Source organism: Streptococcus sp. 79, from assembly GCF_013277425.1.
GTDB classification, from domain to species: domain Bacteria; phylum Bacillota; class Bacilli; order Lactobacillales; family Streptococcaceae; genus Streptococcus; species Streptococcus pseudopneumoniae.
This window is the reverse complement of record NZ_VMMW01000091.1, coordinates 1-14,050: the sequence shown is the minus strand read 5'-3', so window position 1 is coordinate 14,050 and position 14,050 is coordinate 1. Positions and strand designations below refer to the sequence as shown.

At 39.6% G+C, this 14,050-nt stretch carries 18 protein-coding genes and 2 pseudogenes; 16 read left to right on the top strand and 4 right to left on the bottom strand.

The genetic code is table 11. The annotated features are described in order from the left end of the window. Positions 1–91: 91 nt before the first annotated feature. The 8 genes and pseudogenes from HT729_RS10390 (at position 92) to pdxT (ending at position 5,138) form a co-directional block, all read left to right on the top strand. The gene (locus HT729_RS10390) at positions 92–340 is read left to right on the top strand and encodes a hypothetical protein (protein ID WP_000777026.1); all 249 of its coding nucleotides are present in this window, start codon (positions 92–94) and stop codon (positions 338–340) included. Positions 341–363: 23 nt separating this feature from the next. Beyond that, positions 364–942, top strand: a complete 579-nt coding sequence (gene pduL, locus HT729_RS10385) for a phosphate propanoyltransferase (RefSeq protein WP_000405172.1) — start codon at positions 364–366, stop codon at positions 940–942. A gap of 19 nt (positions 943–961) precedes the next feature. Continuing rightward, on the top strand, positions 962–1,420 hold the full coding sequence (locus HT729_RS12260; RefSeq protein WP_212750464.1) for a hypothetical protein: 459 nt from the start codon (positions 962–964) through the stop codon (positions 1,418–1,420). A 422-nt stretch (positions 1,421–1,842) separates the two neighbouring features. After that, positions 1,843–2,211 (top strand): PqqD family peptide modification chaperone, encoded by a 369-nt coding sequence (locus HT729_RS10375; protein ID WP_078374384.1) that lies wholly within the window; start codon positions 1,843–1,845, stop codon positions 2,209–2,211. Between the two features lie 209 nt (positions 2,212–2,420). Then, positions 2,421–2,592, top strand: a pseudogene (locus tag HT729_RS12255) (IS630 family transposase); the annotation flags it as partial. Positions 2,593–2,787: 195 nt separating this feature from the next. Further along, positions 2,788–3,472 (top strand): annotated as a pseudogene (locus tag HT729_RS12250) (transposase); the annotation flags it as partial. 208 nt (positions 3,473–3,680) lie between these two features. Then, positions 3,681–4,556, top strand: a complete 876-nt coding sequence (pdxS, locus tag HT729_RS10360; RefSeq protein ID WP_000138526.1) for a pyridoxal 5'-phosphate synthase lyase subunit PdxS — start codon at positions 3,681–3,683, stop codon at positions 4,554–4,556. Further along, positions 4,557–5,138 (top strand): pyridoxal 5'-phosphate synthase glutaminase subunit PdxT, encoded by a 582-nt coding sequence (gene pdxT, locus HT729_RS10355; protein ID WP_023937432.1) that lies wholly within the window; start codon positions 4,557–4,559, stop codon positions 5,136–5,138. It begins immediately after the preceding gene. Positions 5,139–5,377: 239 nt separating this feature from the next. On the opposite strand, the gene HT729_RS10350 is transcribed toward pdxT, so the two are convergent. Continuing rightward, positions 5,378–6,025 (bottom strand): hemolysin III family protein, encoded by a 648-nt coding sequence (locus tag HT729_RS10350; protein WP_001097999.1) that lies wholly within the window; start codon positions 6,023–6,025, stop codon positions 5,378–5,380. After that, entirely contained in the window at positions 6,022–6,468 is a 447-nt protein-coding gene (locus tag HT729_RS10345; RefSeq protein WP_000858721.1) for a DUF1836 domain-containing protein, read from the bottom strand. The genes HT729_RS10350 and HT729_RS10345 overlap by 4 nt, the downstream gene beginning before the upstream one ends. A 134-nt stretch (positions 6,469–6,602) precedes the next feature. On the opposite strand from HT729_RS10345, the gene HT729_RS10340 reads away from it, so the two are divergent. From HT729_RS10340 to trxB, 7 genes are all read left to right on the top strand, one after another. Further along, positions 6,603–7,097 carry a GNAT family N-acetyltransferase gene (locus HT729_RS10340; RefSeq protein WP_000405855.1) on the top strand — a complete coding sequence of 165 codons (495 nt, stop codon included), beginning with the start codon at positions 6,603–6,605 and terminating at the stop codon, positions 7,095–7,097. Continuing rightward, complete coding sequence (locus HT729_RS10335) at positions 7,097–7,615, top strand: methylated-DNA--[protein]-cysteine S-methyltransferase (RefSeq protein ID WP_023934081.1); 519 nt, start codon at positions 7,097–7,099, stop codon at positions 7,613–7,615. The genes HT729_RS10340 and HT729_RS10335 overlap by 1 nt, the downstream gene beginning before the upstream one ends. Positions 7,616–7,620: 5 nt before the next feature. Then, positions 7,621–7,977, top strand: coding sequence for an arsenate reductase family protein (locus HT729_RS10330; RefSeq protein ID WP_023934080.1), 357 nt, complete (start codon positions 7,621–7,623; stop codon positions 7,975–7,977). Between the two features lie 157 nt (positions 7,978–8,134). Further along, the gene (locus tag HT729_RS10325; protein ID WP_001103446.1) at positions 8,135–8,935 is read left to right on the top strand and encodes an amino acid ABC transporter permease; all 801 of its coding nucleotides are present in this window, start codon (positions 8,135–8,137) and stop codon (positions 8,933–8,935) included. Beyond that, positions 8,935–9,678, top strand: coding sequence for an amino acid ABC transporter ATP-binding protein (locus HT729_RS10320; RefSeq protein WP_000590965.1), 744 nt, complete (start codon positions 8,935–8,937; stop codon positions 9,676–9,678). The genes HT729_RS10325 and HT729_RS10320 overlap by 1 nt, the downstream gene beginning before the upstream one ends. A gap of 77 nt (positions 9,679–9,755) precedes the next feature. Further along, entirely contained in the window at positions 9,756–9,980 is a 225-nt protein-coding gene (locus HT729_RS10315; RefSeq protein ID WP_000926599.1) for a DUF4059 family protein, read from the top strand. A 65-nt stretch (positions 9,981–10,045) separates the two neighbouring features. After that, positions 10,046–10,957, top strand: a complete 912-nt coding sequence (gene trxB / locus HT729_RS10310; protein WP_000272299.1) for a thioredoxin-disulfide reductase — start codon at positions 10,046–10,048, stop codon at positions 10,955–10,957. Between the two features lie 38 nt (positions 10,958–10,995). On the opposite strand, the gene rlmB is transcribed toward trxB, so the two are convergent. After that, positions 10,996–11,724, bottom strand: a complete 729-nt coding sequence (gene rlmB / locus HT729_RS10305) for a 23S rRNA (guanosine(2251)-2'-O)-methyltransferase RlmB (RefSeq protein ID WP_000855765.1) — start codon at positions 11,722–11,724, stop codon at positions 10,996–10,998. A gap of 44 nt (positions 11,725–11,768) precedes the next feature. Then, on the bottom strand, positions 11,769–12,380 hold the full coding sequence (gene def, locus HT729_RS10300) for a peptide deformylase (protein WP_001272952.1): 612 nt from the start codon (positions 12,378–12,380) through the stop codon (positions 11,769–11,771). 325 nt (positions 12,381–12,705) lie between these two features. On the opposite strand from def, the gene HT729_RS10295 reads away from it, so the two are divergent. Continuing rightward, complete coding sequence (locus HT729_RS10295) at positions 12,706–14,025, top strand: CapA family protein (protein ID WP_000830204.1); 1,320 nt, start codon at positions 12,706–12,708, stop codon at positions 14,023–14,025. The last annotated feature ends 25 nt before the right edge of the window (positions 14,026–14,050 follow it).

The following is a 14,050-nucleotide window of genomic DNA, read 5'->3' as shown; positions in this document are numbered from 1 at the left end:
CTCGACATGGCTGTGCCCCCTCTTTGATGTAATCTAATGCTCGCTGTTTAAAATCTGTACTACATGCATAGCTTTATTATAACATGCTTGTTTGAAACTAAGCGACTATAAAATATTAGCAATAAGCTTATTTAGAGATTTTAATATAGGAGGTGAAAAATATAGAGCAACAAACTTTTATATCTATACTTTTGTTGAGAACTTAGAAAGTATAGGAGATAAACCGTCACAATGGAACTCTGATTTGAATCATTTACTCAATGAAGAGGGTATGTATCTGAATAAAGAGGCTTTGATTCATTTTGAGTATAATGAATCAGAAAAAAATATGGTATTATAAATAGGAAAAGGAGATAAATTATCATGGAAATTAATCAAGTAATCATTAACATTTCTGCTAGACATGTTCATTTAAAGAGGGAACATTTAGATATTTTATTTGGTGAAGGATACCAACTAAACAAGTTAAAAGATTTGTATCAGCCTGGTGAATTTGCTGCTGAAGAACAGGTTACAATTCAGTCGGCATCTGGCGAGATTAATCGTGTCAGGGTATTAGGACCAATTCGTCCTTATACACAAGTTGAGGTTTCTAAAACAGATTCTAGATTATTAAAGATAACTCCACCAGTACGTACTTCGAGTGAGATTGAAAACTCTTCACCGATTACCATTATAGGACCTAATGGAAGAGTTAATTTAGATGAAGGGTGCATTATTGCTAATAGACATATTCACTTTGCCACAGAAGAAGCTGAGGAAATGGGTCTTAAAAATGGAGATATAGTTTCTGTTGAAGTAAAAAGCGAAAAAAGTGCTACTTTGCATGATGTTCATTGCAGAGTGAGTGATAAATATAGATTGGAAATGCATATTGATACTGATGATGCGAATGCACTTCTTTTATCAGGAGGTGAGATTGGCACGATTATAAAAGAGTAGAAATGGAGATTATCGAAAGTTGATTAAGGCATTAATAATTAGAAATTTTCAAATGTATACTAGATTTTTTCCAGTAGCTCTATTCCTGAATCGATTGTTAGATGCCATTTTTCAGCTTTTAGGGTATTGGTTAATTGCTCATTATCTTTTTAATAACAAATTAGTAGTTAGTCAAGTAGAAGTGATTGATTATTTTACTTTCGCTGCTGCTGGGATGCTTTACTACAATGTTGCTGTTGCTATTTTGATGAATGTAGGGCGTTCATTGATGGTTGAGGTTCGAGAGGGAACCTTGGAAAGCTTATTTATAACTCCATATAGTATTTTCAGCTATTATATAGGCGTGTTCATTGAACAGCTTGGAAGAACTTTTATGGAGTTTTGTTCACTTTTTATTATTTCTATTTTGCTCGGTGCAAAGTTCATGGCAACTCCAATATCCTATTGGCTGTTGAGAGTTATGTTGTTATTGTTTTAATATCATTTTCTATGAGTGTTTTTGTTGCTAACATAATGCTCTGGTTAAGAGATACATTTATAAGTCAGAATACGTTATTTATTTTGATATTTTTAGTATCTGGTGTTACATTTCCTAGGACAGTGCTTCTTGATTTTCTAAAATGTGTTGGTGATTTATTACCAATTACTTATGGCTTAGAGATAGTTAGACTAATATCTTCTGGAGATTTGGAATCGCTTCAACTATGTCTATTGATTTTTAAAGTTTTACTTCTCTCATTAGTTTTTATTGTGATTGGCTTGCTCAGTTATAAAAAGATGGAGAAGAAAGTGATCGAATATTTAACAATTTAGGAGAATTCCGATGTTAGAAGTAAAAAATGTATCTAAAAGTTATCTTACAAAAACGAAGATTAATTTACTAAAAAGAAAAAGTAAGCTATTAATAATGTTTCATTAAAAATTCCAAGAGGAAAAATAATTGGAGTTTTAGGAGAAAATGGGGCAGGCAAAACAACCTTAATAAAAATGATGACAACGCTTCTAAAACAAGATTCAGGAGAAATTACAATTAATGGAATTGATATTAATGATAATTTAAAGGATACTCGAAGTAAAATCAATGTTATAAGTGATGGAGAGAGAAATCTTTTTATATGGTCTAAAATTGATACTTCAATTTCATATGACCACTTATTGAGAAAATTAACATCTGAATATGATGTATCAGAGAAAAAAGCAGATAAAGACTTGAAAAGAATTATTAACCAATTTAGTGAACTTGAGTTTGTTTCAGTTAAGGGAGGTTAATGTTGCTTTTTCTGAAATATATTTAATGCTTATATCGAAAATACTTAGAAAAGTCTTGAAGTTTTGTGGCTCTTTATCAACTTGTAGTGGGGTGATGAAAAGAGTGGTTAATACTAGACATACTTCAAAAAGCATTGTACGATAGTAACATGAAATTAGCTAAACAAGAAATCACCTTTCTCTTTAAAGACCTTACTAAGCCTCTAACACAAAGTCTTCCAATCGTTCTGCTTTGTTTGATGGGAAAATCCTATCAAGAGATGATAGAGCGTCTAGACTGTAGTTTGGTGAAATTTAAAGAAGGATGAGGAGTTAGGTTCGGACTCTCTCCTTCAAGAAAGACGTGGTGGTTGTAACCACGTTTATATGACAGTCAAGGAATAGATAGTTTTCCGGTCATTTGAAAACTTCAGAGGAAGAGGAAGTTGTTACAGTAGATTTCCTGCAAAATCTAGATTGAATTGTAATAAAAATGAATTCATTGCTTATAACGTACCGGACTAGGATATACAGGCCGTTGTAGGACAAGTGTTCTAGAGATTGTTTCTCAGGAGGTTTAGTGATACTCCATTTCTTCAGTCCTATCAAAAGGAGATTAGTCGTTCCTACACAGGTGATGCTTTCTGTCAACTGTTGAAGCGACATAGCTGGCGCACTGTTGCCCTAGATCCTAAGAAAGCAGGCGCTCAAACCATTGCCGCGTCTAAACATCCCATCTCTATTCAAGAAGGTAAGAAAACGCTTTAAAGATAGTAGATGCTTTCGTAAGCTTGGGTTCATGCATCAAAGATGAGGCTGGTTTCGGATAGGCAGTAAACTAGGATCTTGTTAGCCACCTAAAGGAATAGGTCCTCCTGTCCATAGTCATTCCGTGCATGAATTCTCTTACTGTTAGAGAGCTGTTGATGCTTATAGAGGAGCATCCTTTTTCCTGCTTGCCGGAGGATGCCATACTGAATGGAGGAAAGCTTGTTTACAAGAACTGTCACAGGCCTATCCAACTGATTTTATTTTACTAGTCATGGATCATGCCCTAGGGCATCCATCAAGTAGCTTAACTATTCCAAATCATATTGGCTTTCCCTTTATTCCCCCATACAGGCCAGAGATGAATCCTATTGAACAGATGCAGAAAGAGCTTGGTGAAGGTGGCTTCCAGAATAAAGCATTTCAAACCTTGGAAGCTGGCATTGATACATTTCAAGAGATCATACAAGGATTAGAGAGGAGTGTTGTAAAGTCCATCGTTAAAAGAGAATGAACCAGAATGCTTTTTGAAAATAGATATGAGTATTAGTTGAACTGCCCTATGCCGAACGGCACCTACGGTGGTGTGAGAGGGACTAGTCTTAGCCCCTACTCGATTCAATCTGTACCCACACAATTCTTCTTTTTTTATCTTGTGATTCACTCTGTTCTATTTTAAAATGAAATGGTAGCTACCAATATAAATGATGAGGATAAAACAAATGACTGAAAATCGTTATGAATTAAATAAAAATTTGGCACAGATGCTCAAAGGTGGGGTTATCATGGACGTTCAAAATCCTGAACAGGCTCGTATTGCAGAGGCTGCTGGTGCGGCTGCTGTTATGGCTTTGGAGCGGATTCCAGCTGATATTCGTGCAGCTGGTGGTGTTTCCCGTATGAGTGATCCAAAGATGATTAAGGAAATCCAAGAAGCGGTTAGCATTCCAGTGATGGCTAAGGTTAGAATCGGGCATTTTGTTGAAGCTCAGATTTTAGAGGCTATTGAGATTGACTATATCGATGAGAGTGAAGTTTTATCTCCAGCTGACGATCGTTTCCATGTGGACAAGAAAGAATTTCAAGTACCTTTTGTCTGTGGAGCTAAGGACTTGGGGGAAGCCTTGCGTCGTATCGCTGAAGGTGCTTCCATGATTCGTACTAAAGGAGAACCGGGTACAGGAGATATTGTCCAAGCTGTTCGCCATATGCGTATGATGAATCAGGAAATTCGCCGTATTCAAAACCTACGCGAGGACGAACTTTATGTTGCTGCCAAGGAATTGCAAGTCCCTGTAGAATTGGTTCAATACGTCCATGAACATGGGAAATTGCCAGTTGTAAACTTCGCAGCTGGAGGCGTTGCAACGCCAGCAGATGCTGCACTTATGATGCAATTAGGGGCAGAGGGTGTATTTGTCGGTTCAGGTATTTTTAAGTCAGGCGATCCTGTTAAACGAGCGAGTGCCATTGTTAAGGCTGTGACTAACTTCCGTAATCCTCAAATCCTAGCTCAAATCTCTGAAGATCTAGGAGAAGCTATGGTTGGTATCAATGAAAATGAGATCCAAATTCTCATGGCTGAGCGAGGAAAATAGATGAAAATCGGAATATTGGCCTTGCAAGGTGCCTTTGCAGAGCATGCAAAAGTGCTAGATCAATTAGGTGTCGAGAGTGTTGAAATCAGAAATTTAGAGGATTTTCAGAAATCTCAGAGTGACTTGTCGGGTTTGATTTTGCCGGGTGGTGAGTCTACAACCATGGGCAAGCTCTTACGAGACCAGGACATGCTGATTCCCATTCGAGAAGCCATTCTATCTGGTTTACCAGTATTTGGAACCTGTGCAGGCTTGATTTTGCTGGCTAAGGAAATTACTTCTCAGAAAGAGAGTCATCTAGGAACTATGGATATGGTGGTCGAGCGCAATGCCTATGGGCGCCAATTAGGAAGTTTCTATACGGAAGCAGAATGTAAGGGAGTTGGTCAGATTCCAATGACCTTTATCCGTGGTCCAATTATCAGCAGTGTTGGAGAAGATGTAGAAATTCTAGCAACAGTGAATAATCAAATCGTTGCAGCCCAAGAAAAAAATATGTTGGTAACTTCTTTTCATCCTGAATTGACTGATGATGTAAGCTTGCACCAGTACTTTATAAATATATGTGAAGAAAAAAGATAGTAAAAAAGCGCAAAAAATCACTTCCTGTGCTATACTATAATTGAAATTTTTTTAGTTTTTGCGTTAGAAATGTTTCCTCAGTCCTAGCGCCTTTTCTTTTTGATAAGTATGCTTGGTGGAGAGTAGTTTGTAAATGATTCTGAAGATCTTATGAGCACAAGCAATGACGGCTTTCATATTGCTTCCTCTTTAGGAAATTCGATTATAAAACTCTAAGCAGGCTCTGCCTGCTTAGAGTTTTACATGTAATAAACAATGGCGATGTATTGGAGTGCGGACGCAGCTAGGATAAAGAGATGCCAAATCATGTGGAAATAAGGTTTTTTCTTGGCGTAAAATCCAGCCCCAACTGTATAAGAGAGTCCGCCAGTTACCATGAGACTCCAGAAAATTGGTGTCGTTTGACTGATAATGGCAGGAATGATAGCCAGAACCAACCAGCCCATAATCAGGTAAAGAGCAAGGCTAAATTTTTCATTGACTTTTTTAGCAAGGATTTTATAGAGAATACCAAAGATGGTCGTTCCCCATTGGATAGCAATAATCAGATAGCCAAACCAGTTATTCATCAAGGTTAAGACGACTGGCGTATAAGAGCCTGCGATAGCCACATAAATCATAGAATGGTCAATAATTCTCAAGACGTATTTGTGGGTCGAACCATAGGCCATAGAGTGGTAAATGGTGGATGAGAGGAACATGAGAAAGAGACTGATAACGAAAATGGAAACGCCGATAGAGGATAAAAAGCCATGTGCTTCGTAACTATAGGTGGATGAAATAGGGAGTAAGATGAGCATGATGACTGCACCCACAGCATGGGTCACACTATTAGCAATCTCTTCTCCGAAACTGAGTTGTTTGCTGAGTTTAAGACTAGTGTTCATTGGATTACCTCCTCTTGAGTATGATGGATTAAGGCTAGGGTTTGATGATAGAGTTTAACGGTTTGGCAGCTGGTTTGGATGATAGGGTTAGCTGGGTCAATTCCTTGGTTCATGTAGTTCACAAAAGCATCGTAGAGTTGCTCTGAACTTGCTTGACTTTGTAGAGTATTCAGTGTCTGAGCGATTTCTTGAATCGAAAATACAGACTTGAGGGTTGTGATAGCAATCAGACGGGCAATCTGTTGACGTTGGTATTTTTTCTTGTCAGGTTTTGTCAGGTAACCATGTTTGACATAATTGTTAACCATAGATGCTGTCAGGCCTTTGTCTTTATCAGGAGAGATAGGGGCACAGACCTGATTGACATAGAGTAAAACCTGGTCCAGATAGAGGTCAATATTTGGAATTTCTGCCCATTTTGGGTAGGAAAAGGTAGTTTTCATTTTCAACTCCTTTTTATCTAGTTTTAATAACTAGATTATAAAATAACAAAAACAGAAAGTCAAGTTTTAACTGCTTGTAGAAAGACTTAAATTATGCTAGGATGGGAGAAACTAGTCAGAAATGAGGAGAAAAGATGGAGATTCGTTTAGCTTTTCCAAATGAAGTAGATGACATCATGCAAGTGATGGAGGATGCTAAAAAATGTTTAGCGGATGCTGGTAGTGACCAGTGGCAAAATGGTTATCCAAATGCTGATATTATTATTGAAGATATTATCTCAGGTCAAGCCTATGTAGCCTTGGAAGAGGGAGAACTACTAGCCTATGCTGCTGTGACCAAGAGTCCAGAGGCAGCCTATGAAGCCATTTATGAAGGCAACTGGCAAGTTGGGGAGTCAGAGTACCTAGTCTTTCACCGTATTGCTGTGGCAGCAGATGTGCAGGGACAGGGAGTTGCTCAAACCTTTTTAGAGGGCTTGATTGAAGGTTTTGATTATCTAGATTTTCGCTCAGATACGCATGCTGAAAACAAAGCTATGCAGCATATTTTTGAAAAACTCGGTTTTAAACAGGTTGGTAAGGTTCCAGTTGATGGCGAACGCTTGGCCTATCAAAAATTAAAGAAATAATGCAAAAGAAGTATGTAAAAATGCTCTATTCTTCGCCGATTGGCTCCCTTTCTCTCGTAGCTGATGACCATTATTTGTATGGAATTTGGGTTCAGGAGCAGAAGCATTTTGAGAGGGGACTAGGAGATGAGACGATAGAAGCAGTTGTTAGTCATCCCATTTTAGACCCAGTTATTACTTGCTTAGATGCTTACTTTAAAGGCAAGCCTAAGGATTTATCCGACTTGCCCTTGGCTCCAATTGGAACGGATTTTGAAAAGCGAGTTTGGGACTATTTACAGGGAATTCCTTATGGTCAGACAGTGACATATGGGCAAATAGCCCAAGACCTGCAAGTGCCTTCTGCTCAAGCAATTGGTGGAGCGGTAGGACGCAATCCTTGGTCTATTCTAGTACCTTGTCACCGTGTGCTGGGAGCAGGCAAGCGTCTGACTGGTTATGCCGCAGGAGTGGAAAAGAAAGCCTGGCTCTTGGAGTATGAAGGCGCAGATTTTAAAGATATAAATAATAGAAAGTGAAAGACATGTTAGAATTTATCGAATACCCAAAATGTTCAACTTGTAAAAAAGCAAAACAAGAATTAAACCAACTCGGTGTGGACTACAAAGCCGTCCATATCGCCGAAGAAACACCTAGCCAAGAAGTTATTTTAAACTGGCTGGAAACCTCAGGGTTTGAATTGAAGCAATTTTTTAACACCAGTGGAATCAAATACCGTGAATTAGGGTTAAAAGATAAGGTAGGAAGTCTGTCAAACCAAGAAGCAGCTGAGTTGCTAGCAAGCGACGGCATGTTGTTAAAACGGCCAATTTTAGTAGAAAATGGAACTGTTAAACAAATCGGTTATCGAAAACCTTATGAAGAATTGGGATTGAAATAGTTTTTACTTATCTCTCTGATAGATAAAATATATAACCTCCCTGTTTTAAAGTATGATAAACTAGTAGGTAGACAAAGACTGTATCTGACCGTAGCAAATAATTTCATTGACGGCAGAAGTATGGTAGAATGAATCATTATCAGGAGAGGATGTTTTTATGAATGTTACAACGATTTTAGCATCAGATTGGTATCAAAACTTGATGCAATTGATTCCGGATGGCAAGCTTTTTAGCTTGCGTTCGGTCTTTGATGGAATTCCGAGAATTGTTCAACAACTTCCAACAACGATTATGTTGACAATTGGTGGTGCCTTTTTTGGCTTGGTTTTGGCGCTTCTTTTTGCCATTGTGAAGATCAATCGTGTCAAGATTTTATATCCCTTGCAGGCCTTCTTTGTTAGTTTCTTAAAAGGGACACCGATTTTAGTGCAGCTCATGTTGACCTACTACGGAATTCCTTTGGCTTTGAAAGCTCTCAATCAGCAATGGGGAACTGGTCTCAATATCAATGCGATTCCAGCCGCTGCTTTTGCGATTGTCGCCTTTGCCTTTAATGAGGCAGCTTATGCTAGTGAAACCATTCGTGCAGCCATTCTCTCAGTTAACCCTGGTGAGATTGAGGCGGCACGCAGTCTGGGTATGACCCGAGCGCAAGTTTATCGACGAGTGATTATTCCAAATGCAGCAGTTGTGGCAACTCCAACCTTGATTAACTCCCTCATCGGCTTGACCAAGGGAACTTCCCTAGCCTTTAGTGCGGGTGTTGTGGAAGTCTTTGCCCAAGCTCAGATTTTGGGTGGTGCCGATTATCGTTATTTTGAGCGCTTCATCTCCGTTGCTCTTGTTTATTGGGTAGTCAATATCGGAATTGAGAGCCTTGGTCGTTTCATCGAGAGAAAAATGGCTATTTCTGCACCAGATACAGTGCAAACAGATGTGAAAGGAGACCTTCGTTAATGATTAAGATTTCGAATTTAAGCAAATCCTTTTCAGGACAGACTGTCTTGGATCATCTGGACTTGGATATTCAAAAAGGGGAAGTTGTAGCCTTGATTGGTTCTTCAGGAGCTGGAAAATCAACCTTTCTTCGCAGTCTCAATTATCTTGAAACACCTGATAGTGGCTCGATTCAGATTGATGATTTCTCGGTTGATTTTTCTAAAATCACTCAAGAAGAAATCCTTGCCCTACGTCGCAAGTTATCTATGGTATTTCAGCAGTTTAATTTGTTTGAGCGCCGTACAGCACTTGATAATGTGAAAGAAGGCTTGGTTGTTGTCAAGAAATTATCTGACCAAGAAGCGACTAAGATTGCCAAGGAAGAGTTGGCTAAGGTTGGGCTTTCTGATCGTGAAAACCATTACCCTCGCCATTTATCAGGTGGACAAAAGCAACGGGTTGCCTTGGCGCGTGCGCTTGCTATGAAACCAGATGTCTTGCTCTTAGATGAACCAACTTCAGCCCTTGACCCAGAATTGGTCGGTGAAGTAGAGAAGTCTATTGCAGATGCTGCTAAGTCAGGTCAGACCATGATTTTGGTCAGTCATGACATGTCCTTTGTAGCCCAAGTGGCTGATAAGATTCTCTTCTTAGATAAGGGGAAAATCATCGAGTCTGGAACACCAGATGAGATTATCCACCATCCTAAAGAAGAGCGGACAAAAGAATTCTTCGCTAGTTACAAACGGACTTATATTTGATATAATAGATAAAGAAAAACTCAGTTAGCTGGACTAGCTGAGTTTACTCTTTAAAAAAGATAGAAATGAGAGAAATCATGCTACTGCAACTATTTTCTTTATATTTCGAGAGTTTGATCTTAACCACCATCCTCGTCCTGATTTTTTTAGGAATTTGGATTGGACTGAGAGCCATGTCGGGAGTTGATAAGACAGCCAAGGCTCGCCAAGCCCATCTCTATGATATGATTATGATTGGGGTCTTGGTTGTTCCAGTATTATCCTTTGCGGTTATGAGTTTAATTCTTGTTTTCAAGGCATAATCCTTGCGTGATTGACAAGAAAGAGTTAGAATAAAGATAGTTACAACAAGAAAGAAGGAAACTATATGTACGATACTATTATTATCGGTGCTGGACCTGCAGGGATGACTGCAGCCTTGTATGCTGCTCGAAGCAATTTGAAAGTAGCTTTGATTGAAGGTGGTCTGCCAGGTGGTCAGATGAATAATACATCTGATATCGAAAATTACCCAGGATATGCTAATATTAGTGGACCTGAATTGGCAGAAAAGATGTTTGAACCGCTTGAAAATCTCGGTGTTGAGCACATTTATGGATATGTTGAAAATGTCGAAGACCATGGTGATTTTAAGAAAGTGATGACTGACGACCAAACATATGAAACTCGTACCGTTATCGTAGCAACTGGTTCTAAACACCGTCCTTTGGGAGTACCTGGAGAAGAAGAACTGAACAGTCGTGGTGTTTCTTACTGTGCCGTGTGTGATGGTGCTTTCTTCCGTGACCAAGATTTGTTGGTAGTTGGTGGTGGAGATTCAGCTGTTGAAGAAGCCCTCTTCTTGACTCGTTTTGCTAAGACTGTTACCATTGTTCACCGTCGTGACCAACTTCGTGCTCAAAAGGTTTTACAAGACCGCGCCTTTGCGAATGAGAAAATCAGCTTTATCTGGGATTCTGTAGTGAAGGAAATCAAGGGTGAAAACCGAGTAGAATCTGTCGTATTTGAAAATGTGAAAACAGGTCAAGTGACAGAACAAGCCTTCGGTGGCGTCTTTATCTATGTTGGATTGGACCCTCTTAGCGATTTTGTTAAAGAATTGAATATCCAAGATCAGGCAGGCTGGATTGTGACAGATAACCACATGAAAACTGCAGTTGACGGTATCTTTGCAGTTGGAGATGTTCGCCAGAAAGACCTTCGCCAAGTAACAACAGCGGTTGGAGATGGAGCTATCGCTGGTCAAGAAGCCTATAAATTTATCACAGAACATAGTTAATCATAAAAAAGTTTCCAATCAGATGACTGGAAACTTTTTTATAGTCTGTTTCGGAAAACTTCGTACATGAGAATGGCCGCAGCAACACTGGCATTAAGGCTTTGAACATGGCCATTCATGGGAATGGTAATCATTTCATCGACCTGTTTTTTAATGTTGCTAGAGATGCCTTTTCCTTCATTTCCGATGATGAGGGCGATTTTCCCTTTTGTATTCCACTTATGGCAAGGAGTACCGTTCATATCCGTTCCAAAGGTCCAGAAGCCTTCATCCTTGACTTTGTCCAGAGTTTGGCTCAGATTGGTCACTCGGGCGATGGGAACGTGCTCGATAGCACCTGTGGCCGTTTTGGCAACGACGGGGGTAACACCTACAGCACGGTGCTTGGGAATGATGACACCTGAAACATTGGTCGCATCGGCTGTTCTCAGGATGGATCCTAGGTTGTGAGGGTCAGTCAAACCATCCAGAATCAATAGCAAAGGATTTTCTTCTTGGCGTGTTTTGGAAAGGATGTGATCTAGCTCGCTATAGGCAAATTCGGACACTCGTAAAACAAAACCTTGGTGGACAGCACCTTCAGTCATCTCAGAGAGGGATTTTTTTGAGGTCCAAGAAATGGACACCTTCTTTTCTGTAGCCAGTTCCTTGACTTTCTCAAGATTCTTACCTCGGAGATTTTCTTGGAGGTAGAGTTTGTTTCCAGTATTTGCAAGGAGGGCTTCGGTAACGGCGTGGACGCCATAGACAATATCATTTGTTTTCATGCCTCTATTATAACACAAAACCCCGTCTTGCAACGGGATTTTCTTTATTCTAGAATCAGTAAACCATCTTTAACTGCAAATGGGTCTTTTTCATTGATACGATCGTAAAACATGATACCGTTAATGTGGTCAATTTCATGCTGAACAACAATGGAGTTGTAGCCTTTGAGTTTGATACGGTGTTTTTCTCCATCTTTGTCAAAGTAGTCAACAGTAACGCGGGCATGGCGAACAACATAGCCAGGCACGTTGCGGTCTACAGACAGGCAACCTTCTCCTTCACCAAGAGCAGCGTCTTGAACAGAGTGAGAGACGATTTTTGGATTGTACATAATGGCTTGCAAGTCGTAGGCTTCCTGCGGAGTTTCGCCTTCTTCAACAATATTAGGTACCAAAACAGCGATAATGCGTTTTGAGATATCCAATTGAGGAGCAGCCAGTCCAACCCCACCGCGGAGTCCCAATTTTTCAGCCATGACAGGATCTTGGGAATGTTTAAGGAATTGCATCATCTTTTCGCCAAGGATGATTTCCTGATCAGATAAGGGGAAAGTAACTTCCTCAGCAACTGCGCGTAGAGTTGGGTTCCCCTCGCGGATAATATCGTTCATATCAATTAAGTGAGCAGCTTTTGTAATACGTTCTATTGCAGACATTTTCTCTCCTTTCATTACCTCTACATGATATCACAAAATGTCAAGGATTGAAAGTATTATAGCCTTTAGGATTTATAGAAAATAGATAGGAAGTTCAATTCATACTCAATGAAAATCAAAGAGCAAACTAAGAAGCTAGCCGTAGGTTGCTCAAAGCACTGCTTTGAGGTTGTAGATAGAACTGACGAAGTCGGTAACATATATACGGTAAGGCGACGCTGACGTGGTTTGAAGAGATTTTCGAAGAGTATCAATTGTGAAAGAATTACTTATCTATGATATAATAAAAAGAAAAGGCTTGCATAAGAAAGTAGGGAGAATGAAGATGAAAAGAAGACAAAATCGAAATCAGGGTGGTTTAGCTTTTCGTTTTATGAAGGGCTTGGTAAACTTTTTTAGGAGTTATCGCAGGTGGAGCAATAAAGGATTTGTGGCGGTACTCTTGCTAGCAGTTGCTTTATCAATGGGCTTGGTCTTGTTGGTTGAAAGTTTCCAAGGAATCCCTTTAACCAGTCAAAAACGAGATACTATTTCTCAAGAGGGGACTAAGCAAAAGTCTCAGGAGCAGGAAGAGGAAAAAACTGCCAGAATTATGGCTAATGGGGATTTGCTCTACCACGATGGACTTTTCTTTTCAGCTAAAAAAGAAGACGGTACCTATGACTTTCATGAGAATTTTGAGTATGTGACACCTTGGCTCAAGCAAGCAGATTTAGCTATTGGTGATTTTGAAGGAACCATCAATAAGGATCATTATTTAGCGGGTTATCCTCTCTTTAATGCTCCTGCTGAAGTTATGGATGCCATTAAGGATGCAGGTTATCATGTGCTAGATTTAGCTCATAATCATATTTTGGATTCGCAAATTGAGGGAGTTATTTCAACGGCCGATATTATTGAAAAAGCTGGAATCACTCCAATCGGAGTTTATACGCATGAACCACGTGATCAGGCTCCGTTGGTCATTAAGGAAGTGAATGGAATCAAGGTTGCTCTTTTGGCCTATTCCTATGGATTCAATGGAATTGAACGGTATATTTCTCAGGAAGACTATAATCGTTATCTTTCAGATTTAAACGAAGATAAGATGAAGGCTGAAATTGAACGGGCAGAGAAGGAAGCAGATATCACCATTATCATGCCTCAGATGGGTGTGGAGTATCGATTGGAACCAACTGAGGAACAAAAAGCTCTTTATCACAAGATGATTGATTGGGGGGCGGATATTATCTTTGGAGGGCATCCTCACGTTGTGGAACCATCTGAAACGGTTGAAAAAGATGGAGACAAGAAACTCATTATCTATTCAATGGGGAACTTCATTTCCAATCAACGGATTGAATCTATGGGAGATGAAGAAAATGCTAAGTGGACTGAACGTGGCGTTCTCATGGATGTAACCATTAAGAAGAAGGATGGAAAAACAACTATCGGAACAGCTAAAGCTCATCCTACTTGGGTCAATCGAACACCAAAGGGAACCTTTTCACCAGAAGGCTATCCTTTATATCATTATCAAACCTATATCTTGGAAGATTTTATAGAGGGTGGCAGTCATCGTGACCAGTTAGATGAAGCGACTAAGGAACGAATTGATACAGCCTATAAAGAAATGAACGAACATGTGGGATTGAAGTGGGATTAGCTTGAATAGACTTCCTGCGAAACAA

Coding starts and splice junctions, on each gene's coding strand:
- pduL (WP_000405172.1), top strand. CDS start 364: ATGGAAATTAATCAAGTAATCATTAACATTTCTGCTAGACATGTTCAT.
- pdxS (WP_000138526.1), top strand. CDS start 3,681: ATGACTGAAAATCGTTATGAATTAAATAAAAATTTGGCACAGATGCTC.
- pdxT (WP_023937432.1), top strand. CDS start 4,557: ATGAAAATCGGAATATTGGCCTTGCAAGGTGCCTTTGCAGAGCATGCA.
- HT729_RS10350 (WP_001097999.1), bottom strand. CDS start 6,025: ATGAACACTAGTCTTAAACTCAGCAAACAACTCAGTTTCGGAGAAGAG.
- HT729_RS10345 (WP_000858721.1), bottom strand. CDS start 6,468: ATGAAAACTACCTTTTCCTACCCAAAATGGGCAGAAATTCCAAATATT.
- HT729_RS10340 (WP_000405855.1), top strand. CDS start 6,603: ATGGAGATTCGTTTAGCTTTTCCAAATGAAGTAGATGACATCATGCAA.
- HT729_RS10335 (WP_023934081.1), top strand. CDS start 7,097: ATGCAAAAGAAGTATGTAAAAATGCTCTATTCTTCGCCGATTGGCTCC.
- HT729_RS10330 (WP_023934080.1), top strand. CDS start 7,621: ATGTTAGAATTTATCGAATACCCAAAATGTTCAACTTGTAAAAAAGCA.
- HT729_RS10325 (WP_001103446.1), top strand. CDS start 8,135: ATGAATGTTACAACGATTTTAGCATCAGATTGGTATCAAAACTTGATG.
- HT729_RS10320 (WP_000590965.1), top strand. CDS start 8,935: ATGATTAAGATTTCGAATTTAAGCAAATCCTTTTCAGGACAGACTGTC.
- HT729_RS10315 (WP_000926599.1), top strand. CDS start 9,756: ATGCTACTGCAACTATTTTCTTTATATTTCGAGAGTTTGATCTTAACC.
- trxB (WP_000272299.1), top strand. CDS start 10,046: ATGTACGATACTATTATTATCGGTGCTGGACCTGCAGGGATGACTGCA.
- rlmB (WP_000855765.1), bottom strand. CDS start 11,724: ATGAAAACAAATGATATTGTCTATGGCGTCCACGCCGTTACCGAAGCC.
- def (WP_001272952.1), bottom strand. CDS start 12,380: ATGTCTGCAATAGAACGTATTACAAAAGCTGCTCACTTAATTGATATG.
- HT729_RS10295 (WP_000830204.1), top strand. CDS start 12,706: ATGAAAAGAAGACAAAATCGAAATCAGGGTGGTTTAGCTTTTCGTTTT.